Below are 21274 nucleotides of genomic sequence, written 5' to 3'. Positions count from 1 at the left end.
CTCCTTACTTTTTCTTTTTCTGTGCTTTCTTGAGAGCTTTTCTCTTCTTGATTTCTAAATCCTTCTTAGCCTGTACTCCCGCCTCACGCTCTGCAATAATCTTGAATGGATTGTTGAGCAAATAGGTTTGGAGCACCTGATAAGCATTGGATACCGCCCAGTATAAGGCAACCCCACTTGGTGAATACATGGCAAAGAAGAAAATCATTACTGGCATTGCATACATCATCCCTGTCATGGCGCCATTTTTCTCAACCATGGCCTTATTGGATAACCACGTGCTAAGGAAAGTAAAGATAGCTGCCAGAATAGGCAAAACAAAAGTCGTATCAACACCACCAAGGTTAATCCATAAGAAATGACCCGTTTTTAGAAATTCTACCCTACTCAAAGCTTGGAACAAGGCCAACAAGACTGGCATTTGGATTAAGATTGGCCAGAGAGAAGCTGACTGTTTGACACCATGTTGCTTGAACAACTGACGCATTTCTTGGTCCAACTTGGTACGGCTCTCCATATCCCGTCCCGGATAACGTTCTCGCAACTCCTTAACCAGTGGTTGTACTTCTTGCATCTTTCTAGATGCCACCATTTGTATCTGAAAGACTGGTAAAAGAATGGTTCTGATTAAAAGGGTAAATAAAATAATCCCCAGACCAATACTTGTATCAAATGATAAAAAGCGAATGGTTTCAGCAAAAAAATAAACAAATTTACTCCAAAAACCTGTTGATTCAGCTGTAATCTCACTCGTCGTACCACTAGCCGTGCAGGCGCTCATCACAAATAAAGCAAGCACCATTAAGCTAGTCAACTGTAATTTCTTTTTCACTCCCATTTCCTTCCTGGTAAATCTTTGATAACTTTAATACGTGAAGTAGATTTTTTTCCATTTCCGCGTAGTCCAAAATTTCAACACCTTTTCGAGCAATCACAACAAAATCTACATTTTCAACCAGCTGATTTTTATGTTCAATCAGAATATGTCGAATTCTTCTCTTGATCTGATTCCTCGTGACAGCGTTTCCTAATTTTTTACTGACAGATAGGCCAACTCGAAAATGCTGTTCATTATTTTCTAATCGATAAATAACAAATTTACGATTAGCAAAACTCTCCCCTTTTTTAAATATTGCACTAAAATCTTTCTCTTTTTTTACACGAAAGCGTTTTTTCAAAATTCAACTCCATCTATTAAAACTACTACTATTATACCATAATTTTTCAAAAAGCCAATCATAGCAAGGTTTTAGCCCGTTTTACAGAATGAAAAAACTAGTTTCATCCTTTAAATCATCTTATTTTTAAACAAATTTACAAATTTGAACATGCTACTTTCTTTATTTTCTCTTGATATAAAACAAAAGTCACTCCAAAGAGTGACTTTTGTAGGAGATTATTATGAAAAAGTTAGGATTTCTATTAAATAAAGTTAGGAGGTCTTTATTTAATGATAGTAGTATACAGGTCTATCCTTAAATCCAACTTAAACAGATTTCACTTCTTTTTAATTTTTAAAACTATGGATTGGAGCCGGGATTTGCCCTCCACGTGCAATGAAGTCGACAGACGAGGCACCGTTAACTTTCATGACTGGAGCCGTTCCTAGAAGGCCACCAAATTCAATCATATCGCCTTCTTTTCCTTTTGGAATAATACGTACAGCAGTTGTTTTCATATTGATGACTCCGATAGCAGCTTCATCCGCAATCATTGCCGCAATCGTTTCTGCAGGTGTATCCTCAGGAATGGCAATCATATCCAAACCAACTGAACAGATAGCCGTCATAGCTTCTAGTTTTTCCAAATTAAGGGAGCCGTTTTGCACTGCAGCAATCATCCCCTCGTCCTCAGAAACTGGGATAAAGGCACCAGACAAACCACCAACTTGGTTGCAAGCCATAACTCCGCCTTTTTTAACTTGATCGTTCAAGAGAGCCAAGGCAGCAGTCGTTCCATGAGTCCCAACTGTCTCTAGCCCCATTTCTTCAAGAACACGAGCTACAGAATCACCCACTGCTGGAGTTGGAGCTAAACTTAAATCGACAATCCCAAAATCAACTCCGAGGCGCTCACTAGCCATTTGACCAACCAATTGACCAATACGGGTAATCTTGAAAGCCGTTTTTTTAACAGTTTCAGCAACAACATCAAAGCTCTGACCTCGAACCTTTTCCAAGGCACGTTTGACAACACCCGGTCCTGAAACACCTACATTGATGATGACATCTGCTTCACCTACACCATGAAAAGCTCCTGCCATAAAAGGATTGTCCTCTACCGCGTTGGCAAATACAACCAATTTAGCCGCCCCCATATCAGATAAAGAAGCTGTTTCCTTAATAACGCGCCCCATATCCGCTACTGCAGTCATATTGATGCCCGATTTGGTAGAACCGATATTTACTGATGAACAAACCTTATCCGTTTCTGCCAATGCACGAGGAATGGAGTTGATAAGGATTTCATCACCTTTTTGATAACCCTTTTGTACCAAGGCTGAAAAACCACCAATGAAGTCAACACCAATTTCTTTCGCAGCTTTATCCAGTGCTTTAGCTAAGACTACATAATCCGTCGCATCGGTAGCAGCACCAATCAGGGAAATTGGAGTTACAGACACACGTTTATTCACAATAGGAATTCCTAACTCAGCCGCAATTTCATCCCCAACAGCCACTAAATTAGCAGCTTTTGTAGTAATCTTTTCATATATTTTATCCGCAGCACGATTGATATCTGGATCGATACAGTCCAAAAGGGAAATCCCCATGGTAATGGTTCTAATGTCAAAGTTTTGCTCCTCAATCATAGCGATTGTTTCGGTAACTTGTCTAATATCCATAAATACCTCCTAGATATTGTACATAGCATCAAAAATAGCCGCACTTTGAATATTGATTTTGACATTCAAAGTCTGACCAAAAACCTCAAATTCGTTTCTAAGATGAGTAAAATCTTGCTTTTCATCACTAGATACCACAGCCATCATTGTAAAGAATTCGTCCAAGACTGTTTGTGAGATATCATCAATATTTAAGCCTAATTCAGCAATTTTTGTCGCAACACCTGCAACAATTCCAGATTTATCTTTACCAACAACAGTAATAATAGCTTTCATGATTAAACTCCGTTTCTAACACAGAACAATATCCATTTCGGCCAAAAACAAAATAAAAAAGGGGAGATAGAGTAACTAAATCACTTAATAGTGAACAATTGTCCAAGTTGAACCCCTAAGAAATCTCTTAGTTGATCTTGTACCAGACTAGTATTTTTTTACCAAGTCGCTAGTTTAGAAATTGAAAGTGATAGTATATTGGCTCATAACCTCTTTATAGAATATTTTTGAAAAAATGAACATTGTTGATTTTCGTTTTCAATAGTATAGCATATTTCTTAATAAAATACTCAAAAACGCCTGCTTACGAAATTGTTCTTTAGTAAAAAACAATTTCGTAAACAAGCGTCTACCTTATCATCTTATGATGAGTGTTCCCGCTAGGACATAAGTCCTAGCGGTAGACCAGAGCTAGACTAAGAGCACAAGACCCCATCATCATAACACTCAACAAAATTGATGATTTTATACTAATTCGATGATCGCCATTGGCGCTGCATCACCACGACGTGGTTCAGTTTTAAGGATACGAGTGTATCCACCGTTACGCTCAGCATAACGAGGTGCGATTTCTGAGAACAATTTTTGAAGTGCTGTAGTAGAAGTGTACTTATCAGTTGCTTCATCATAGTTTTCAGATGCGATTTCATTACGTACGAAAGCAGCTGCTTGACGACGTGCATGCAAATCACCACGTTTACCTAGAGTAATCATTTTTTCAACAGTTTTACGGATTTCTTTAGCACGAGCTTCAGTTGTCACGATTGATTCGTTGATCAAAAGGTCAGTTGTCAAATCGCGAAGCATTGCTTTACGTTGTGAGCTAGTGCGTCCTAGTTTACGGTAAGCCATTTATTCCTCCTTTATTTATCTTTTAATCCAAGACCCAAATCAATGAGTTTGACTTTCACTTCTTCCAAACTCTTGCGTCCAAGATTTCTTACTTTCATCATCTCTGCTTCAGATTTTTCTGTCAAATCATGCACAGTGTTGATACCGGCACGTTTCAAACAGTTATATGAACGCACAGACAAGTCAAGTTCCTCAATCGTACGTTCCAAGATACGGTCGTCCGATTCAGTATCAGCTTCTTTCATCACTTCTGCTGACTTAGCAATCTCTGTAAGATTTGTAAACAAATCAAGGTGCTCTGTCAAGATACGTGCTGAAAGCCCTAAAGCATCTTCTGGAATAATTGTTCCATTAGTCAAGATTTCAAGGGTTAATTTGTCGAAACCATCATTGCTACCTACACGAGCAGGTTCAACTTGATAGTTGACTTTTGTAACTGGTGTATAAATAGAATCTACAGCAAGTGTTCCAACTGGTGCATTATCTTTTTTATTTTCATCAGCAGGTACATATCCACGACCACTGTTAACAGTCATTGTCGCCTTTAGAGAAGAACCTTCACCGATTGTAAAGAGATAATGATCTGGATTTACAATTTCAATGTCGCTATCTGTCAAGATATCTCCAGCTGTAATTTCAGCAGGACCTTGCACATCTAGTTCAATGATCTTTTCGTCTTTAACGTAAGATTTTACTGCAATACCTTTGATGTTCAGAATGATTTGCATCACGTCTTCGCGAACACCCGGAACTGTATCAAATTCATGCAATACACCTTCGATATTGATAGATGTTACAGCAGCCCCTGGAAGAGAAGCTAGAAGTACACGACGAAGAGAGTTACCAAGTGTTGTACCGTAACCACGTTCAAGCGGTTCGATTACAAACTTGCCATAATCTTTATTTTCATCAATTTTTGTTATATTTGGTTTTTCAAACTCGATCATTTAGTTACTCCCTCTTAAACGAAAAGCAGTGTAAGGTTATGATTATACACGGCGACGTTTTGGAGGACGAGCACCATTGTGTGGCACTGGAGTCACATCACGAATTGCTGTTACTTCAAGACCAGCGGCAGCAAGAGCACGAATAGCTGACTCACGACCAGAACCTGGACCTTTAACAGTAACTTCAACTGACTTAAGACCGTGTTCTTGTGCAGATTTAGCAGCAGCTTCTGAAGCCATTTGAGCAGCAAATGGTGTAGATTTACGAGAACCTTTAAAACCAAGAGCACCAGCTGATGACCAAGCAATTGCATTACCATGCACATCAGTAATCATAACAATAGTGTTATTAAATGTAGCGTGAATATGAGCAATACCAGATTCGATATTCTTTTTCACACGACGTTTACGTGTTGGTTTAGCCAAGACTTTTACCTCCTATATTATTTTTTCTTACCAGCAATCGCAACAGCTTTACCTTTACGAGTGCGAGCGTTGTTTTTAGTGTTTTGTCCACGGACAGGAAGTCCACGACGGTGACGGATACCACGGTATGAACCGATTTCCATCAAACGTTTGATGTTCAAGTTTACTTCACGACGAAGGTCACCTTCAACTTTGATTGCATCCACTTCACGACGGATAGCATCTTCTTGATCTGGTGTAAGATCGCGAACACGTACATCTTCTGAAATTCCAGCAGCTGCCAAGATTTTCTTAGATGTTGGAAGTCCGATACCGTACACATAAGTCAATGAAATTACTACGCGTTTGTCATTTGGAATGTCAACTCCAGCAATACGAGCCATATTTTCTCCTTTCTATCTTATCCTTGACGTTGTTTGTGTTTTGGATTTGCTGGGCAAATTACCATAACACGACCATTACGACGAATAACTTTACAGTATTCGCAAATTGGTTTGACCGATGGTCTTACTTTCATTTCTTATCCCTCCAAGTTTTTCGATTATTTAAAGCGGTAAGTGATACGTCCACGTGTCAAGTCATATGGACTCATTTCGACAGTAACACGATCTCCCGCTAAAATACGAATATAGTTTTTACGAATTTTACCAGAAACTGTTGCTAAAATCTGATGTCCATTTTCAAGTTCAACCGTAAACATTGCATTCGGCATAGTATCAACTACTTTACCTTCAACTTCAATCACATCGTCTTTTGCCACGCAAAAGTACCTCCATAAATTTCGATTTGATGCCTCTAGACACAGAGACAACAATTATAAGTCAGACTAACTCAGTATAACATTTGTAGAGACATTTTGCAAGCATGAAAAACGCTTTTATTTCAATTTTGTCAATACTTTTTCGATATCTGCAAAGACATCATTGATATCTTGGTTACCTTCGATATCATGTACCAAACCTTTTGCACGATAGTGGGCAATAATTGGTTCACCTTGGGAAATATTAACATCCAAACGACGTTTTACTGTTTCAGGTTTGTCATCTTCACGTTGGTAATAGTCTTCTTCTTTGTAGTCAACTGGTGGGTTGAAAACTTTATGGAAAGTTTCACCAGTTTCACGGTGAATGATACGACCACTCAAACGCTCCAAAAGGCAATCTGGATTTACTTCGATGTTAATAACACCTTCAAGTTCAATCCCTAATTCAGCTAAAGTTTTATCCAAGGCATGAGCTTGCTCAATTGTACGTGGGTATCCGTCCAACAAGAAACCAGTTTCTTTAATGTCATCTTGTGAAAGACGCTCTTTCACAATACCATTTGTAACTTCATCTGGAACCAACTCGCCTTTGTCGATATAAGACTTAGCTAAGACACCCATTTCAGTTTGGTTAGCCATTGCCGCACGGAACATATCACCTGTTGAGATATGAGCAACATGAAATTGTTCAACAATTTTTGCTGCTTGTGTACCCTTACCTGCACCAGGTAAGCCCATAATCAAAAGATTCATGATTCAAACTCCTTTTTTGTTTTTAAATAGAAGCAAAAATTCATTTCAACTCCTATTTAAAAACAAAATAGAAGAGAGGAGATAAAAATCTGACAAGGTCTTTGATTTTTAAACTCCACTCTCTGAGCAATAGTGAATTTTCTTTTCTATTACAATTATTCTGTTGTATTCATGAAACCAACATACTTACGTTTCAATAAATAACCTTCCAATTGTTTAATTCCTTCAATACCTGTTGAGATAATGATCAAAAGACTTGTTCCCCCAAAAGCAACGACTTCTGAAAGACCGAATAAATCCTTAGCTACAATAGGTAAAATAGAAATGACACCTAGGAAGAGGGAACCGACTGTTGCGAGACGACGAAGAAGTTTTGACATATACTCTTCTGTCCCTTTACCAGGACGGACACCGTGGATATAAGCACCGCTCTTTTGCAAATTTTCTGCTGCCTTCTCTGGATTAATCTGTACAAATGTATAGAAGAATGTAAAGAGGATAATCAACAGAGCGTACAAAGCGATACCTGTAGGGGCTGTTGTAGATAGTAACTCCTGAGCACTACGTACCCAGGCCCAATCAAGACCAGATGCACTTACAAATTGTAAAATTGCCGCTGGTGCTGCTGTAATTGAGCTAGCAAAGATAACTGGAATAACTCCTGCAGGGTTAATCTTCAATGGAAGATAGGAACTTGATGGTGCTCCTTGTGCTACCTTAGTATACTGAATTGGTATCTTATATTCAGCTTGTTGAACATAAGTTGTAAAGTAAACAATCAATAAGACTGCTACAATTAAGATAGCAACAAAAATGAGGGATGAAGTCAAGCGACTGCTTGGTACATTGACAAAGTAGTCAACATAAATCCCCTTGATCATATCAGGAATTGAAGCAACAATCCCCGCAAAGATAATCATGGAAACACCATTTCCATAACCCTTATCAGTAATTTGCTCTCCCAACCAAGTTACAATCATACTACCCGCTGTTAGGATTGCTCCAATCACAAGGAAAACTTGTGGTGTTAGAGGAACAGTCAAAAGTTTGGCTCCAGATAAAGCATTAAAACCAGCAGTAATTCCGACAGATTGCACGAATGCAAGAACAAGGGCAATATATCGAGTTGCCTGGTTCAACTTTCTACGACCAACTTCCCCTTGTTTGCCCCACTCTACAAACTTCGGTAATAAATCCATTTGTAAGAGTTGGACAACGATAGAAGCAGTAATGTATGGACTAACACCAAGTGCAAAAACTGAAAAGTTTTTCATGGCATTACCAGACACCAAACTTAACATATTTAGAAAAGATAGACCACTCAAAGCATTCAAGCTATTGGCATTCACCCATGGAACCGTAATGCTAGTCCCGATACGGAAGACAAAGACGATAAAAATTGTAAAAAGAATTTTTGATCGAACTTGCTTGACTTTGAAGGCTTCTCTCAATAATTTAAAAAACATAGGTCACCTCTCTTAGATGACTTCTACTGAACCACCTTTAGCAGTGATAGCTTCTTCAGCTGATTTAGAGAATTTAGCTGCTTTTACAGACAATTTCTTAGTCAACTCACCGTTACCAAGAATTTTGATACCTGATTTTTCAGCTTTAACAATTCCTGATTCGATAAGAACAACTGGAGTTACTTCTGCACCATCTTCAAAGACGTTCAATTGGTCAAGGTTAACAATTGCGTATTCTTTAGCGTTGATGTTAGTGAATCCACGTTTTGGAAGACGACGGAACAATGGAGTTTGTCCACCTTCAAAACCAAGGCGTACTCCACCACCGCTACGAGCTTTTTGACCTTTTTGACCACGACCAGATGTTTTACCGTTACCTGATGAAGTACCACGACCAACACGGTTACGAGTTTTACGAGAACCTTCTGCAGGTTTCAATTCATGAAGTTTCATTATATATTTTCTCCTCTTTTGTAAAATGCTAGCGCCGATAAGAGAGAAAAGGTTGTCTCTCCTATCAACTCGCCTATACGTTTGTCATCAAAGATGACTATATCTAGTTTTAGGGGATGGTATACTGCACATCCCCTAAAATTTAATTAGTTTACTTCTTCAACTGTTACCAAGTGAGATACTGCAGTGATCATACCACGTACTGCTGGGTTATCTTCTTTAATAACAGAGCTGTTCAATTTGCCAAGTCCAAGTGCTACAACAGTTTTACGTTGTGATGGAATGCGTCCGATTGGAGACTTAGTCAAAGTAATTTTAATTTGAGCCATTTTATCCCCTTTCTTATGCCAAATCAGAAACTGAAATACCACGAAGGGCAGCAACTTCTTCAGCGCGTTTCAATTGTTTCAAACCTTCAACAGTTGCACGAACAATGTTGATTGGAGTATTTGAGCCAAGAGATTTAGATGTAACATCAGCTACACCTGCCAACTCGATAACGGCACGAACAGCACCACCAGCGGCAACTCCAGAACCTTCTACAGCTGGTTTCAACAATACTTTAGCTCCACCGAATTCTGAAATAACTTCGTGTGGGATTGTTGTTCCAACCATAGGAACTTCGATCAAGTTTTTCTTAGCATCTTCTACTGCTTTGCGGATTGCTTCTGGAACTTCTTGAGCTTTACCAGTACCAAATCCTACGCGACCGTTGTGGTCACCAACGACTACAAGAGCTGCAAAACGAAGACGACGTCCACCTTTAACAACTTTAGTAACACGGTTAACAGCAACTACGCGTTCTTCTAATTCAACTGCATTGTCTTTAAATGCCATTTTCTAGTGTCCTCCTATTAGAATTTCAATCCGTTTTCACGAGCTGCATCAGCCAAAGCTTTCACACGTCCGTGATATAGATATCCACCGCGGTCGAACACCACTTCTGAAATACCTTTAGCGTTTGCACGTTCTGCAACGAGTTTACCGACAGCAACGGCTTGTTCAGTTTTTGTTCCTTTTGAAACTTCTTTGTCAAGAGTTGAAGCACTTGCGAGCGTTACACCCGCTACGTCATCAATAACTTGAGCGTAGATGCCTGTATTAGAACGGAATACGTTCAAACGTGGGCGATCAGCAGTTCCAGAGAGTTTTCCGCGAACGCGACGGTGGCGTTTTTGGCGGAGTTTGTTTTTATCTGGTTTAGAAATCACAGTTTTCACCTCTTTAGTTTTAAATCGTGTGCTATGCACAAAGTTGGAAATGATATTGGTGGCTGAAAATCAACCACTCAATATTATTTACCTGTTTTACCTTCTTTAAGACGAACATATTCGCCAACGTAACGGATACCTTTACCTTTGTAAGGTTCTGGTGAACGAAGGCTACGTACGTAAGCAGCTGTTTGACCAACTACTTCTTTTGAAATTCCGCTAACAACGATTGTTGTTGGGTTTGGAAGTTCAAAAGTAATTCCTTCTGGAGCTTCAACTTCGTCTGGATGTGATTTACCAACAGCCAAAACAAGTTTTGATCCTTGAAGTTGTGCACGGTAACCAACCCCACGCATTTCAAGTTGTTTCTTGAATCCTTCTGATACACCAATAACCATGTTGTTCAAAAGAGCACGAGTAGTTCCGTGGATAGTTTTCATTTCTTTTGAATCGTTTGGACGGTGAAGAGTTACTTCAGTACCTTCCACACGAATTTCAATATCTTTTGAGAACTCACGAGTAAGTTCTCCTTTAGGTCCTTTTACAGTTACAACGTTGTCATTGTTAGTGATTTCAACACCAGCAGGCAACACGATAACTTTATTACCAATACGTGACATGTTTTTATTCTCCTGTTAAATTGTCAGGCCATGTTGGCCAGTTTTCACGGGGGTAAATCGATTTCTCGATTTGAAGGAACATTTAGGTTTCAATTTCAAAGTGAATCTAGGCATCGTCTCGCAGAAATAACTTTGGGTTAGGCAACACGATAACGACGAGTCACAAAGAAATTGGGAGTTAAATATTACCAAACGTAAGCGATAACTTCTCCACCAACGTTCTTTTGGCGTGCTTCTTTATCAGTAAGCAAACCTTCAGAAGTTGAAAGGATAGCAATTCCAAGACCGTTAAGTACTTTTGGAAGGTCTTCACGTTTTTTGTAGACACGAAGTCCTGGTTTAGAAACACGTTTCAAGTTTGTGATAACTTTTTCACCGTTTGGTCCGTATTTAAGGAATACACGGATGATGCCTTGTTTGTCATCTTCGATGATTTCTACGTTCTTAACAAAACCTTCGCGTTTAAGGATTTCAGCAATCCCTTTTTTGATGTTTGATGCAGGTACTTCAAGTACTTCGTGTTTTGCTTGGTTAGCGTTACGAATACGAGTTAGGAAGTCTGCGATTGGGTCAGTCATAACCATTTTATTTTTCTCCTCTTACTAGTAGTTTGCAAGTTGCACTTGCTAGTTAATACATGATACAAAGAGCGTAACAGCAAGAGCAAAAATAGGCAATTTGATGCAGGAGCGATGCTCCAAAGCAAATTGATCTTTTTTGCCAAAGCTGTAGCTCGTGTTCAAATTGGCAAGCCCAACTGAACCCGGGCTAAACTCTGTGTGAAAAAGATAAACTTTTCTAGAAACTAAAGTTTCTTCGTCAAGTTTCCTATTTCACTTGGAGTTTTGACGCCCTTGATATCTTAAATTACCAAGATGCTTTTGTTACACCAGGGATTTGACCTTTATATGCCAATTCACGGAAGCAAACACGGCAAAGTTTAAACTTGCGGTAAACTGAGTGTGGACGTCCACAACGTTCACAGCGAGTGTATGCTTGAGTAGAGAACTTCGCTGGGCGTTTGTTCTTAGCAATCATAGATTTTTTAGCCATTAGTTATACCTCCTATATTATTTTGCAAAAGGCATTCCAAGGCCTGTAAGCAATGCACGTGACTCTTCGTCAGTGTTAGCAGTAGTTACGATAACGATGTCAAGACCACGAGTTTTGTCAACGTCATCAAAGTTGATTTCTGGGAAGATCAATTGTTCTTTCACACCAAGTGTGTAGTTTCCGCGTCCATCAAATGATTTTGTTGGAACACCATGGAAGTCACGCACACGTGGAAGTGAAACTGAAACCAATTTATCCAAGAATTCGTACATACGTTCACCACGAAGGGTAACTTTTGCACCGATCGCAACACCTTCACGAAGACGGAAGCCGGCGATTGATTTTTTAGCTTTAGTGATAAGTGGTTTTTGACCTGAGATAAGCGCCAATTCTTCAGCAGCTTTTTCAAGGCTTTTAGCGTTTGATACAGCTTCACCAACACCCATGTTCAAAACGATCTTATCTACTTTAGGCACAGCCATCACTGATGAGTAGTTGAATTGTTCTGTCAAAGCAGGAACTACTTCATTAAGATATTTTTCTTTTAAACGATTTGCCATTATACTTCTCCTTTCCTTCGTGATTAATCAAGCACTTCGCCTGATTTTTTGTTGTAGCGAACTTTTTTACCGTCTACAAATTTGTAACCAACACGACCAGCTACACCGTTTTTGTCCAAAACTTGAACGTTTGATACGTGGATAGCCGCTTCCTTCTCGATGATACCACCTTGAGGAAGTTCGTTAGTTGGACGTTGGTGTTTCTTAACGATGTTAACACCTTCAACGATAACTTTGTTTACTTTTGGAAGGGCAGTAAGGACAACAGCTTCTGTTCCCTTATCTTTACCAGCGATTACGCGAACTTTGTCGCCTTTTTTTACAAACATTTTTTTCTCCTTTTATTCTTACGCCCAATGGGCACCCTGGCTAAGCCAGGGGACTGTGTTTGTTTGTTTTTGCTCTGTGAAAATTAAAGTACTTCTGGAGCAAGTGACACGATCTTCATGAAGCCACCTTCACGCAATTCACGTGCAACTGGACCAAAGATACGTGTTCCGCGAGGAGTTTTATCTTCACGGATGATAACTGCTGCGTTTTCATCAAATTTGATGTATGAACCATCAGCACGACGAGCACCTGATTTAGTACGAACGATAACTGCTTTAACAACGTCACCTTTTTTAACCGCACCACCAGGAGTAGCTTGTTTTACAGATGCCACAATAACATCACCGATGTTCGCAAATTTACGTTTAGAACCACCAAGAACTTTGATAGTCAAGATTTCGCGTGCACCGCTGTTGTCTGCGACTTTCAAACGAGTTTCTGTTTGAATCATTTCAGTTTTCTCCTTTCAGGTTTGATTAGATGATAACCGCTTCTTCAACGACTTCTACAAGACGGAAACGTTTTGTAGCTGAAAGCGGACGAGTTTCCATGATACGTACGATATCGCCTTCTTTGGCAACATTGTTTTCATCATGTGCTTTGTATTTTTTAGAGTAGTTAATACGTTTACCATAGACTGGGTGGTTACGTTTTGTTTCAACTACAACTGTGATTGTCTTGTCCATTTTGTCAGATACAACACGTCCAACAAGAACTTTACGATTATTGCGTTCCATTGAAATTTCTCCTTCCCTAGTCTATTATTTCGCTTCAGATTGAACTGTTTTGATACGAGCGATTTGTTTTTTAACTTCTTTCAAGCGAGCTGTTTGTTCTAATTGACCAGTAGCAGCTTGGAAACGAAGTTCAAACAATTCTTTTTTCAATTCGTTTTCGCGCTTCGCGAGTTCTTCTTGAGAAAGACCACGAAGTTCTTTAACAAATTCTTTTACTTCATTAAGTTTCATGCCTTCTCCTTATTCTGCTTCACGTTTTACGAATTTACATTTAACTGGCAATTTGTGGCTTGCAAGACGAAGCGCTTCGCGAGCGATCTCTTCAGATACACCAGCAACTTCAAACATTACTTTACCACGTTTAACTGGTGCTACCCAACCTTCAGGTGCCCCTTTACCAGATCCCATACGAACCCCGATAGCTTTAGCTGTGTATGATTTGTGTGGGAAGATTTTAATCCAAACTTTACCACCACGTTTCATGTAACGAGTCATGGCGATACGAGCAGCTTCGATTTGGCGGTTAGTGATCCAGTGGCTAGTTGTAGCTTGAAGACCGTATTCACCGAATGCTACTTCTTTTCCACCTTTAGCTTCACCGCGCATTTTACCACGGAATTCACGACGGTGTTTAACACGTTTAGGTACTAACATTGGTTATTTACCTCCTTTAGTGTTTTTACGAGCTGGAAGAACTTCACCACGGTAGATCCATACTTTAACACCAAGTTTACCGTATGTAGTGTCTGCTTCTTCCCAAGCATAATCGATATCTGCACGAAGTGTGTGAAGTGGAACAGTTCCTTCAGAGTATCCTTCAGCACGGGCGATATCTGCACCGTTCAAACGACCTGATACTTGAGTTTTGATTCCTTTAGCTCCAGCACGCATAGCACGTTGGATTGCTTGTTTTTGTGCACGACGGAAAGCAACACGTTGCTCCAATTGACGAGCAATTCCTTCACCTACAAGGTGAGCATCCAAATCAGGTTGTTTGATTTCGATGATGTTGATGTGTACTTGTTTTCCAGTCAATTTGTTAAGTTTAGCACGGAGTGCATCAACGTTAGCACCACCTTTACCGATAACCATACCTGGTTTAGCAGTGTGAAGTGAAACGTTAACTTTGTTTACTGCGCGTTCAATTTCAATAGTTGAAACAGCTGCGTCAGCAAGTTCTTTTTGAACGAATTTACGGATTGCAAGATCTTCATGAAGGTAATCCGCGTATTCTTTTTCAGCATACCATTTGGCATCCCAATCACGGATGATGCCGACACGCATACCAATTGGATGTACTTTTTGACCCACGATTTTACCTCCTTATTTTTCTGCAACAGCTACAGTGATGTGAGCTGTACGTTTGTTGATTGGTGAAGCTGAACCTTTCGCACGTGGACGGAAACGTTTCATAGTTGGTCCTTCGTTTGCGAATGCTTCAGATACTACCAAGTTAGCTTTATCCAAACCAAAGTTGTTTTCAGCGTTAGCTACAGCTGAGTTCAAAACTTTCAAGATGATTTCAGCAGCTTTGTTTGGAGTGAATGTCAAAATTGCGATTGCATCGGCTACGCTTTTACCACGGATGTTGTCAAGAACAAGACGTGATTTACGAGGTGAAACACGTACTGTGCGAGCCATTGCTTTAGCTGAAGTAATTTCTGCCATTTATGTTCTCCTTATTTTCTACGTGTCTTCTTGTCGTCTGCGGCGTGACCTTTGTAAGTACGAGTTGGTGCGAATTCACCAAGTTTGTGACCTACCATGTCTTCTTGGATGTAAACAGGTACGTGTTTACGTCCATCATAAACTGCGATTGTGTAACCAATGAAACTTGGGAAGATCGTTGAACGACGTGACCAAGTTTTGATAACTTTTTTCTTTTCATCGTTAGCTTGAGCTTCAACTTTTTTCATCAAATGCTCATCGACGAAAGGTCCTTTTTTAAGACTGCGTCCCATTTTTATATTTTCTCCTTTAAATTTTGTACCACAGCGGCTTGCGCTCACAAGGAGCGCTACCGAGCTGGCGGAATTTCCTAGTTGCTTAAGCGACTAGTTTTAAATTATTTCTCGTTGCGACGACGAACGATAAGTTTGTCAGATTTCGCTTTCTTGTTACGAGTTTTAAGACCAAGAGCAGGTTTGCCCCATGGAGTAGATGGTGCTTTACGACCAACTGGTGCTTTACCTTCACCACCACCGTGTGGGTGATCGTTAGGGTTCATTACAGAACCACGAACTGTTGGACGGATACCTTTCCAACGGCTACGTCCTGCTTTACCAAGGTTTACAAGTCCATGTTGTTCGTTTCCGACAACACCAACTGTAGCACGACAAGTTCCAAGAATCATACGAACTTCGCCTGATTGAAGACGAACAAGAACGTATTTACCTTCTTGTCCCAATACTTGAGCAGAAGCTCCAGCAGCACGAACCAATTCACCACCACGACCTGGTTTCAACTCAATGTTGTGGACCAAAGTACCAACTGGGATGTTAGCAAGTGGAAGAGCGTTACCTACTTTGATATCTGCTTCAGGACCTGAAACGATACGTTGACCAACTTCAAGACCTTTTGGAGCGATGATGTATGCTTTCACACCGTCAGTGTAGTGTACAAGAGCGATGTTTGCAGAACGGTTTGGATCGTACTCGATAGTTTTAACAACTGCTTCAACGTTATCTTTGTTACGTTTAAAGTCAACCAAACGGTAGAAACGTTTGTGTCCACCACCTTGGTGACGAACTGTGATACGACCGTTGTTGTTACGACCAGCCTTGTTCTTCAAAGCAACAAGCAAAGTTTTTTCAGGTGTGCTTGTTGTGATTTCAGCGAAATCCAAAGAAGTCATATTACGGCGACCGTTTGTTGTTGGTTTATAAACACGAATTCCCACGATATTTCCTCCTTAGATTATTCAGCTTCAGCAGCAAACAACTCGATTGCTTTTGAATCAGCTGTAAGTGTGATGATAGCTTTTTTAGTTTTGTTAGTAAAACCAGTGTAACGTCCAACACGTTTAGCTTTAGGTTTTACGTTGATTGTGTTAACATTTGCAACTTTAACACCTTCGAAAGCAGCTTCAACAGCTTGCTTGATCAAAAGTTTGTGCGCACGAGTGTCAACTTCAAATACATATTTGCCTGCTTCAAGTTGAGCCATTGAGCTTTCAGTGATAACAGGTTTTTTGATAACATCATACAAATTCATTATGCAAGAACCTCCTCGATTTTAGAGATAGCTGCTTGAGTAACAAGAAGTTTGTCACTATTTGCGATGTCAAGAACACTTGCAGTTGTAGCAGTCGCAACTTTCACGTTTGGAAGGTTACGAGCTGAAAGAGCTGCGAATTCGTTTCCTTCTTCAAGAATAACAAGGACTTTAGAATCGATGCTCAAAGCTGCAAGAACTTTTGCAAATTCAGCAGTTTTTGGAGCTGTAAATTCAAGAGAATCAACGGCTACAAATTTGTTTTCAGCAACTTTTTCTGAGTAAACAGATTTTAGTGCAAGGCGACGAACTTTTTGAGGAAGTTTGTACGCATAGCTACGTGGAGTTGGTCCGAAGACAATTCCACCACCACGCCATTGTGGAGAGCGGATAGAACCTTGACGAGCACGTCCAGTTCCTTTTTGACGCCATGGTTTGCGTCCGCCACCTGAAACGGCTGAACGGTTTTTAACAGCGTGAGTTCCTTGACGAAGGCTAGCACGTTGGCTGATGATGACATCAAACACAACAGATTGGTTTGGTTCGATACCAAAGATTGCATCGTTAAGAACAACTTCGCCCGCTTGTTTACCAGTTTGGTCGAATAATGTTACATTTGCCATTTTGACTGTATTCCCCTTTCCTTATTATTTACCAGCTTTAACTGCTGATTTGATAGTGATAAGAGATTTCTTAGCACCTGGTACGTTACCTTTGATAAGGATAACGTTCTTTTCTGGAACAACTTGTACAACTTCAAGGTTTTGAATTGTTACACGGTCGCCACCCATACGTCCTGCAAGGTTTTTACCTTTGAATACGCGGTTAGGTGCAACAGGTCCCATAGAACCTGGACGACGGTGGTAACGAGAACCGTGAGCCATAGGTCCACGTGATTGTCCGTGGCGTTTGATAACACCTTGGAAACCTTTACCTTTAGAAGTACCAGTTACGTCAACAACATCTCCAGCTGCGAAAGTTTCAACTGTGATTTCAGCACCAACTTCCAAGCCTTCAACGTTTTTGAATTCACGAATGAAGCGCTTAGGAGCCGTGTTAGCTTTTGCTACATGTCCTTTAGCAGGTTTGTTGCTCAATACTTCGCGTTTGTCATCGAAACCAACTTGGATAGCGTTGTATCCGTCTGTTTCAACAGTTTTAACTTGAAGAACAACGTTTGGAGTTGCTTCAATAACTGTTACAGGGATCAATTCGCCAGCTTCAGTGAAGATTTGAGTCATTCCCACTTTTTTCCCTAAGATTCCTTTTGTCATGAGAAAATAGTTCCTTTTCTATATTTTTTATTCAAAAAGTTTTTAACGAGCGTTTTTTATGCTCAAGTTATCAAGCTTTAAATTAAAGTTTGATTTCTACGTTTACACCACTTGGAAGATCCAATTTCATCAAAGCGTCAACTGTTTTTTGAGTTGGGTTAACGATATCGATCAAACGTTTGTGTGTACGCATTTCAAATTGTTCGCGAGAGTCTTTGTATTTGTGAGTCGCACGAATGATTGTGTAGAGGCTACGCTCAGTTGGAAGTGGGATTGGACCCGCAACTTGTGCACCTGTACGAGTAGCTGATTCTACGATTTTTGCAGCCGCTGTGTCAAGCGTACGGTGTTCGTAAGCTTTCAAACGGATACGGATTTTTTTGTTTGCCATCTTTTTCTCCTTTTCGTCTATTTAAGATAATAGGCTAGCTCCACAAGAAAACCGACGCGCGTTGCGTGGCAATGCAACCGAGCGTGTCGCAACCTCTTGCATCAAAGCTAAAGCTGTAATTTACAGCACCATAATAGAATAACACAAAGCCCCTGCGATTGCAAGGGATTTGACAGGTTTTTTTAAATTTTTTAGATGAAACTGTTTTCTTATTCCATTTTAATAAATTTTCATATTTAAGTGCTAGATTATCTGTCTTTTCTTCTATATAATGTTAGTTTTAATTTGAAATTTATCATCTGATTGATCTACCAAGATATCAGCTCTTGACTCGGTTTCTTTATAGTATTGTAGATACTGCTCTCGTCTCATCTGCTGACTAGCCAATATAATGGATGCATCGCCATTTCTCACAGTCATATCTCGAGCTAGACGTCTCTTTAATTCGGTCTCCTCATCTGTGTAGAAACAAATGGTTTTGTCAAAGAGTTCCTTGGGTAGAAAACCCACAGACATCCCTTCGACTATCAGAATTGGTTTTGCTCCAGATAAGATCTCGCTAGCCTTCCAAGGTTCCTCAATTGTCAAGATGTCCATACCCGCTTGCAGAGCAAGAATATCTCTTTGTAAACTTGCCAGCTCATGCGCTACCGGTAAACATGCTGTCACCTTTTGGTCTGGTATCTCTTTAGGTACTACTAAATGTCGTCCCGAAGTAATATAGGGATCTGTCTCTAGTAAATTTACCTTTTCAGCATCCAATATTTGGTACAATTCTTGAGCAAAAGTTGATTTTCCTGAAGCGCCGTGACCGTAGATACCCAGCGTTTTTACTTTTCCCGACTCTATTTCTGATACTAGTCTTTCTATTAATTCTTTTTTCTTCATTCTCTCTTCACCTGTTCATAGCTTTCTTTTCCATCGTTAAGCTTGTCCCAAATGACTACCTTTCCACTTTGGAGAGACTTTTGTACATCGATAATTCGTTGATTGGAAGAGCCGCGGAATTGAAGCATAAGATTTCTCTTGCTCCGATCATAGCGACCATCGACCAGGATATCAATCATAGATAAAAGCTCTAGCTTATCTGGAGTTTCCAGCATCATTTCTTCCCAAGTGTAGCCTGTCCAAGACCAGATGTCTTTTTCTGGCAATTCCTTTCGAATGCGTTTTACAAGGGGCAAAAGAATACCTGTATTGAGGAATGGCTCTCCTCCTAGCAAAGTCAATCCTTGAACATAGGGCTGGGCTAAGTCTGCCATGATTTGTTCTTCCAATTCTGGCGTATAAGGAATTCCTGCATTGAAAGACCAGGTCGCTACATTGTAACAGCCCTCACAGTGAAACATGCAGCCGGCTACATAGAGAGAATTGCGCACCCCTTCTCCATCCACAAAGTTAAAAGCCTTATAGTCAATGATACGCCCTTGACTAAGCTCCTCACTCTTCCACTCGCCTGGTTTTGGTGTATTCCATGTCATGCTTTCTACTCCAACTCTATCCAATAGCGCTCCGTTCCATTTCGAACATCCTCCAACTCTCCACCATTAGCTAAGATAACAGCTCGGCTTGCTGGATTTTCCGCGCTACAATTCACCAGAGCACGATGGATGTTCTTTTCTTTAGCCACTTGTAGACCTTGACGGAGAGCTTCCTTGGCATATCCTTTGCCTCTTTCGGAAGGGCGGATAGAATAGCCAATATGGCCAGCATAATTCAGTAAACCCTCATTCAGTCTCAACCGTAAATTTAAAAAACCTAAAGCATGGCCTGATTCATCAAACAATACGAACTGAATTGATGGAACGCGATTTTCCAGCAATCCTATTCCCATTTCTTTATTATGGCTAGTTTCCAACCACTTTTCATAGTCAAAGTTCTCAGTATCCCAAAATCCTCCATTGTGGGCTGATTGAGTCTGCTCAAACTCTGACATCATCTCTAAAATTGTTTCTTTATCTGCCAATCTTGGTCTGCGTAATATCATCTTTACCTCCAACTAAGAGAAAAGCGAGAGCGGACTCTCACTTTTTCTTATTCTTATTTAAAAATTGCTCTCTTAGGCTAGCCACTCGGTCTTTTTTATTGCCTCCACCTTTTGAATGTTTCTCGTGGAACCGTTGAACCAAGGCCTTGCCCTTATCATCTAATTGATATTTTCCCATGCTATCTCTTTCTAACTTCTTACTTCATGTCCTGCTGTTTTGATAGTAGAACCGTTCATGTGTTTGACACGCGCAGCAATTTCCTTGTGACGACCATTAACCATCGGACGAGCTTGTGGATTCCCAAGATAACCACAGGTTCGTTTAACAACATCTACTGTTTAAAGTTAAAAGCCTTATAGTCAATGATACGCCCTTGACTAAGTTCCTCACTCTTCCACTCGCCTGGTTTTGGTGTATTCCATGTCATACTTCTACTCCAAGTCTATCCAATAGCGCTCCGTTACATTTCGAACATCCTCCAACTCTCCACCATTAGCCAAGATAACAGCTCGGCTTGCTAGATTTTCTGTGCTACAAGTCACAAGAGCACGATGGATGTTCTTTTCCTTAGCAACTTGCAAGCCCTGACGGAGAGCTTCCTTAGCATAACCTTTGCCTCTTTCAGACGGTCGGATGGAATAGCCAATATGACCACCTTCTTCCAATAAGAAGTCATTGAGACGCAATCGAAGGTTGAGGAATCCAACTGCTTTACCATCTTTTGCAAAAGCAACTAACTGAATATCAGGCACCCACCCTTCAGGCAAATTAATCCCCATTTCATGATTCTGGTTACTTTCCAACCACTCTTCGTAAATAAAACCCTCAGCATTCCAAAAGCCACCATCGTGGGCTGATTGAGTCTGTTCAAACTCTGCCATCATCTCCAAAACTGTTTCTTTATCTGCCAATGTTGGTCTGCGTAATATCATCTTTACCTCCCGCTATGAGAAAAGTGAGAGGGGACTCTCACTTTTTCTTGTTCTTATTTAAAAATTGTTCTCTAAGGCTGGCTACTCGATCTTTTTTATTGACTCCACCCTTTGAATGCTTTTCGTGGAATCGTTGAACCAAGGCCTTACCCTTATCGTCTAATTGATATTTTCCCATGCTATC

At 40.2% G+C, this 21274-nt stretch carries 39 protein-coding genes and 1 pseudogene; all 40 read right to left on the bottom strand.

Features of this window, described 5'->3' with window-relative positions; genetic code table 11:
- Positions 1 to 4 precede the first annotated feature (4 nt).
- Positions 5 to 832, bottom strand: coding sequence for a YidC/Oxa1 family membrane protein insertase (locus tag QM406_RS04270; RefSeq protein WP_000728106.1), 828 nt, complete (start codon positions 830 to 832; stop codon positions 5 to 7).
- Positions 807 to 1178: a ribonuclease P protein component gene (rnpA, locus tag QM406_RS04265; protein ID WP_045762469.1), complete on the bottom strand. Its 372-nt coding sequence runs from the start codon at positions 1176 to 1178 to the stop codon at positions 807 to 809. The genes QM406_RS04270 and rnpA overlap by 26 nt, the downstream gene beginning before the upstream one ends.
- A gap of 329 nt (positions 1179 to 1507) precedes the next feature.
- On the bottom strand, positions 1508 to 2845 hold the full coding sequence (locus tag QM406_RS04260; protein ID WP_049548844.1) for a PFL family protein: 1338 nt from the start codon (positions 2843 to 2845) through the stop codon (positions 1508 to 1510).
- Positions 2846 to 2854: 9 nt separating this feature from the next.
- Positions 2855 to 3121 carry an ACT domain-containing protein gene (locus QM406_RS04255; RefSeq protein WP_000644115.1) on the bottom strand — a complete coding sequence of 89 codons (267 nt, stop codon included), beginning with the start codon at positions 3119 to 3121 and terminating at the stop codon, positions 2855 to 2857.
- A gap of 465 nt (positions 3122 to 3586) precedes the next feature.
- Entirely contained in the window at positions 3587 to 3973 is a 387-nt protein-coding gene (gene rplQ, locus QM406_RS04250; protein ID WP_000331493.1) for a 50S ribosomal protein L17, read from the bottom strand.
- A gap of 11 nt (positions 3974 to 3984) precedes the next feature.
- Positions 3985 to 4920, bottom strand: coding sequence for a DNA-directed RNA polymerase subunit alpha (locus QM406_RS04245; protein ID WP_000568996.1), 936 nt, complete (start codon positions 4918 to 4920; stop codon positions 3985 to 3987).
- A gap of 42 nt (positions 4921 to 4962) precedes the next feature.
- Complete coding sequence (gene rpsK, locus QM406_RS04240; RefSeq protein WP_001118385.1) at positions 4963 to 5346, bottom strand: 30S ribosomal protein S11; 384 nt, start codon at positions 5344 to 5346, stop codon at positions 4963 to 4965.
- A gap of 17 nt (positions 5347 to 5363) precedes the next feature.
- On the bottom strand, positions 5364 to 5729 hold the full coding sequence (gene rpsM, locus QM406_RS04235) for a 30S ribosomal protein S13 (protein WP_000090783.1): 366 nt from the start codon (positions 5727 to 5729) through the stop codon (positions 5364 to 5366).
- A 17-nt stretch (positions 5730 to 5746) separates the two neighbouring features.
- Complete coding sequence (rpmJ, locus tag QM406_RS04230) at positions 5747 to 5863, bottom strand: 50S ribosomal protein L36 (protein ID WP_001808836.1); 117 nt, start codon at positions 5861 to 5863, stop codon at positions 5747 to 5749.
- Between the two features lie 24 nt (positions 5864 to 5887).
- Positions 5888 to 6106 (bottom strand): translation initiation factor IF-1, encoded by a 219-nt coding sequence (gene infA / locus QM406_RS04225; RefSeq protein ID WP_001029883.1) that lies wholly within the window; start codon positions 6104 to 6106, stop codon positions 5888 to 5890.
- 117 nt (positions 6107 to 6223) lie between these two features.
- Positions 6224 to 6862 carry an adenylate kinase gene (locus QM406_RS04220; protein WP_075230993.1) on the bottom strand — a complete coding sequence of 213 codons (639 nt, stop codon included), beginning with the start codon at positions 6860 to 6862 and terminating at the stop codon, positions 6224 to 6226.
- Between the two features lie 155 nt (positions 6863 to 7017).
- On the bottom strand, positions 7018 to 8328 hold the full coding sequence (gene secY, locus QM406_RS04215) for a preprotein translocase subunit SecY (RefSeq protein WP_075230994.1): 1311 nt from the start codon (positions 8326 to 8328) through the stop codon (positions 7018 to 7020).
- Positions 8329 to 8340: 12 nt separating this feature from the next.
- Entirely contained in the window at positions 8341 to 8781 is a 441-nt protein-coding gene (gene rplO / locus QM406_RS04210) for a 50S ribosomal protein L15 (RefSeq protein WP_000766079.1), read from the bottom strand.
- 146 nt (positions 8782 to 8927) lie between these two features.
- Complete coding sequence (gene rpmD, locus QM406_RS04205; RefSeq protein WP_000057243.1) at positions 8928 to 9110, bottom strand: 50S ribosomal protein L30; 183 nt, start codon at positions 9108 to 9110, stop codon at positions 8928 to 8930.
- Between the two features lie 13 nt (positions 9111 to 9123).
- Positions 9124 to 9618 carry a 30S ribosomal protein S5 gene (rpsE, locus tag QM406_RS04200; RefSeq protein WP_000874203.1) on the bottom strand — a complete coding sequence of 165 codons (495 nt, stop codon included), beginning with the start codon at positions 9616 to 9618 and terminating at the stop codon, positions 9124 to 9126.
- Between the two features lie 17 nt (positions 9619 to 9635).
- Complete coding sequence (gene rplR, locus QM406_RS04195) at positions 9636 to 9992, bottom strand: 50S ribosomal protein L18 (RefSeq protein ID WP_000624044.1); 357 nt, start codon at positions 9990 to 9992, stop codon at positions 9636 to 9638.
- Between the two features lie 83 nt (positions 9993 to 10075).
- Entirely contained in the window at positions 10076 to 10612 is a 537-nt protein-coding gene (gene rplF, locus QM406_RS04190) for a 50S ribosomal protein L6 (RefSeq protein WP_000086625.1), read from the bottom strand.
- A gap of 185 nt (positions 10613 to 10797) precedes the next feature.
- Positions 10798 to 11196, bottom strand: a complete 399-nt coding sequence (gene rpsH / locus QM406_RS04185; protein ID WP_000245504.1) for a 30S ribosomal protein S8 — start codon at positions 11194 to 11196, stop codon at positions 10798 to 10800.
- 283 nt (positions 11197 to 11479) lie between these two features.
- Positions 11480 to 11665, bottom strand: coding sequence for a type Z 30S ribosomal protein S14 (locus QM406_RS04180; protein ID WP_001085699.1), 186 nt, complete (start codon positions 11663 to 11665; stop codon positions 11480 to 11482).
- Between the two features lie 17 nt (positions 11666 to 11682).
- Positions 11683 to 12225, bottom strand: a complete 543-nt coding sequence (gene rplE, locus QM406_RS04175) for a 50S ribosomal protein L5 (RefSeq protein WP_000013542.1) — start codon at positions 12223 to 12225, stop codon at positions 11683 to 11685.
- A gap of 23 nt (positions 12226 to 12248) precedes the next feature.
- The gene (gene rplX, locus QM406_RS04170; protein WP_000497691.1) at positions 12249 to 12554 is read right to left on the bottom strand and encodes a 50S ribosomal protein L24; all 306 of its coding nucleotides are present in this window, start codon (positions 12552 to 12554) and stop codon (positions 12249 to 12251) included.
- 83 nt (positions 12555 to 12637) lie between these two features.
- Positions 12638 to 13006 (bottom strand): 50S ribosomal protein L14, encoded by a 369-nt coding sequence (gene rplN, locus QM406_RS04165; protein ID WP_000616548.1) that lies wholly within the window; start codon positions 13004 to 13006, stop codon positions 12638 to 12640.
- A 25-nt stretch (positions 13007 to 13031) separates the two neighbouring features.
- Positions 13032 to 13292 carry a 30S ribosomal protein S17 gene (rpsQ, locus tag QM406_RS04160; RefSeq protein WP_000440801.1) on the bottom strand — a complete coding sequence of 87 codons (261 nt, stop codon included), beginning with the start codon at positions 13290 to 13292 and terminating at the stop codon, positions 13032 to 13034.
- A gap of 24 nt (positions 13293 to 13316) precedes the next feature.
- Complete coding sequence (gene rpmC, locus QM406_RS04155) at positions 13317 to 13523, bottom strand: 50S ribosomal protein L29 (protein WP_000772918.1); 207 nt, start codon at positions 13521 to 13523, stop codon at positions 13317 to 13319.
- A 9-nt stretch (positions 13524 to 13532) separates the two neighbouring features.
- Positions 13533 to 13946 carry a 50S ribosomal protein L16 gene (gene rplP / locus QM406_RS04150; RefSeq protein ID WP_000960948.1) on the bottom strand — a complete coding sequence of 138 codons (414 nt, stop codon included), beginning with the start codon at positions 13944 to 13946 and terminating at the stop codon, positions 13533 to 13535.
- A 3-nt stretch (positions 13947 to 13949) separates the two neighbouring features.
- Positions 13950 to 14603, bottom strand: a complete 654-nt coding sequence (rpsC, locus tag QM406_RS04145) for a 30S ribosomal protein S3 (protein WP_000529936.1) — start codon at positions 14601 to 14603, stop codon at positions 13950 to 13952.
- A 12-nt stretch (positions 14604 to 14615) separates the two neighbouring features.
- Positions 14616 to 14960 (bottom strand): 50S ribosomal protein L22, encoded by a 345-nt coding sequence (rplV, locus tag QM406_RS04140; protein ID WP_000818137.1) that lies wholly within the window; start codon positions 14958 to 14960, stop codon positions 14616 to 14618.
- A gap of 11 nt (positions 14961 to 14971) precedes the next feature.
- Positions 14972 to 15253 (bottom strand): 30S ribosomal protein S19, encoded by a 282-nt coding sequence (gene rpsS, locus QM406_RS04135; RefSeq protein ID WP_000533766.1) that lies wholly within the window; start codon positions 15251 to 15253, stop codon positions 14972 to 14974.
- 104 nt (positions 15254 to 15357) lie between these two features.
- Positions 15358 to 16191, bottom strand: coding sequence for a 50S ribosomal protein L2 (rplB, locus tag QM406_RS04130; protein ID WP_000512914.1), 834 nt, complete (start codon positions 16189 to 16191; stop codon positions 15358 to 15360).
- Positions 16192 to 16208: 17 nt separating this feature from the next.
- Positions 16209 to 16505: a 50S ribosomal protein L23 gene (locus tag QM406_RS04125; RefSeq protein ID WP_001055347.1), complete on the bottom strand. Its 297-nt coding sequence runs from the start codon at positions 16503 to 16505 to the stop codon at positions 16209 to 16211.
- Positions 16505 to 17128 carry a 50S ribosomal protein L4 gene (gene rplD / locus QM406_RS04120; protein WP_000024549.1) on the bottom strand — a complete coding sequence of 208 codons (624 nt, stop codon included), beginning with the start codon at positions 17126 to 17128 and terminating at the stop codon, positions 16505 to 16507. Before rplD ends, QM406_RS04125 begins: the two co-directional genes overlap by 1 nt.
- Before the next feature lie 24 nt (positions 17129 to 17152).
- Positions 17153 to 17779: a 50S ribosomal protein L3 gene (rplC, locus tag QM406_RS04115; protein WP_000160197.1), complete on the bottom strand. Its 627-nt coding sequence runs from the start codon at positions 17777 to 17779 to the stop codon at positions 17153 to 17155.
- 82 nt (positions 17780 to 17861) lie between these two features.
- Positions 17862 to 18170 (bottom strand): 30S ribosomal protein S10, encoded by a 309-nt coding sequence (rpsJ, locus tag QM406_RS04110; protein ID WP_001284513.1) that lies wholly within the window; start codon positions 18168 to 18170, stop codon positions 17862 to 17864.
- Between the two features lie 264 nt (positions 18171 to 18434).
- Positions 18435 to 19058 carry a uridine kinase family protein gene (locus QM406_RS04105; protein ID WP_414273498.1) on the bottom strand — a complete coding sequence of 208 codons (624 nt, stop codon included), beginning with the start codon at positions 19056 to 19058 and terminating at the stop codon, positions 18435 to 18437.
- Positions 19055 to 19651 carry an anaerobic ribonucleoside-triphosphate reductase activating protein gene (gene nrdG / locus QM406_RS04100; RefSeq protein WP_075230997.1) on the bottom strand — a complete coding sequence of 199 codons (597 nt, stop codon included), beginning with the start codon at positions 19649 to 19651 and terminating at the stop codon, positions 19055 to 19057. Before nrdG ends, QM406_RS04105 begins: the two co-directional genes overlap by 4 nt.
- 5 nt (positions 19652 to 19656) lie before the next feature.
- Positions 19657 to 20157, bottom strand: a complete 501-nt coding sequence (locus QM406_RS04095) for a GNAT family N-acetyltransferase (RefSeq protein WP_075230998.1) — start codon at positions 20155 to 20157, stop codon at positions 19657 to 19659.
- A 37-nt stretch (positions 20158 to 20194) separates the two neighbouring features.
- Positions 20195 to 20335, bottom strand: coding sequence for a hypothetical protein (locus QM406_RS04090; RefSeq protein WP_000521609.1), 141 nt, complete (start codon positions 20333 to 20335; stop codon positions 20195 to 20197).
- 163 nt (positions 20336 to 20498) lie between these two features.
- Positions 20499 to 20585: pseudogene (locus QM406_RS04085) on the bottom strand (anaerobic ribonucleoside-triphosphate reductase activating protein); the annotation flags it as partial.
- 4 nt (positions 20586 to 20589) lie between these two features.
- Entirely contained in the window at positions 20590 to 21090 is a 501-nt protein-coding gene (locus tag QM406_RS04080; RefSeq protein ID WP_311522853.1) for a GNAT family N-acetyltransferase, read from the bottom strand.
- 37 nt (positions 21091 to 21127) lie between these two features.
- Complete coding sequence (locus QM406_RS04075) at positions 21128 to 21268, bottom strand: hypothetical protein (protein ID WP_000521611.1); 141 nt, start codon at positions 21266 to 21268, stop codon at positions 21128 to 21130.
- Between the last annotated feature and the right edge of the window lie 6 nt (positions 21269 to 21274).

The organism is Streptococcus infantis (assembly GCF_047465035.1).
Taxonomy (GTDB): Bacteria; Bacillota; Bacilli; order Lactobacillales; family Streptococcaceae; genus Streptococcus; species Streptococcus infantis_T.
The sequence above is the reverse complement of the archived record's forward strand: the minus strand, read 5'-3'. Positions and strand labels throughout refer to the sequence as shown.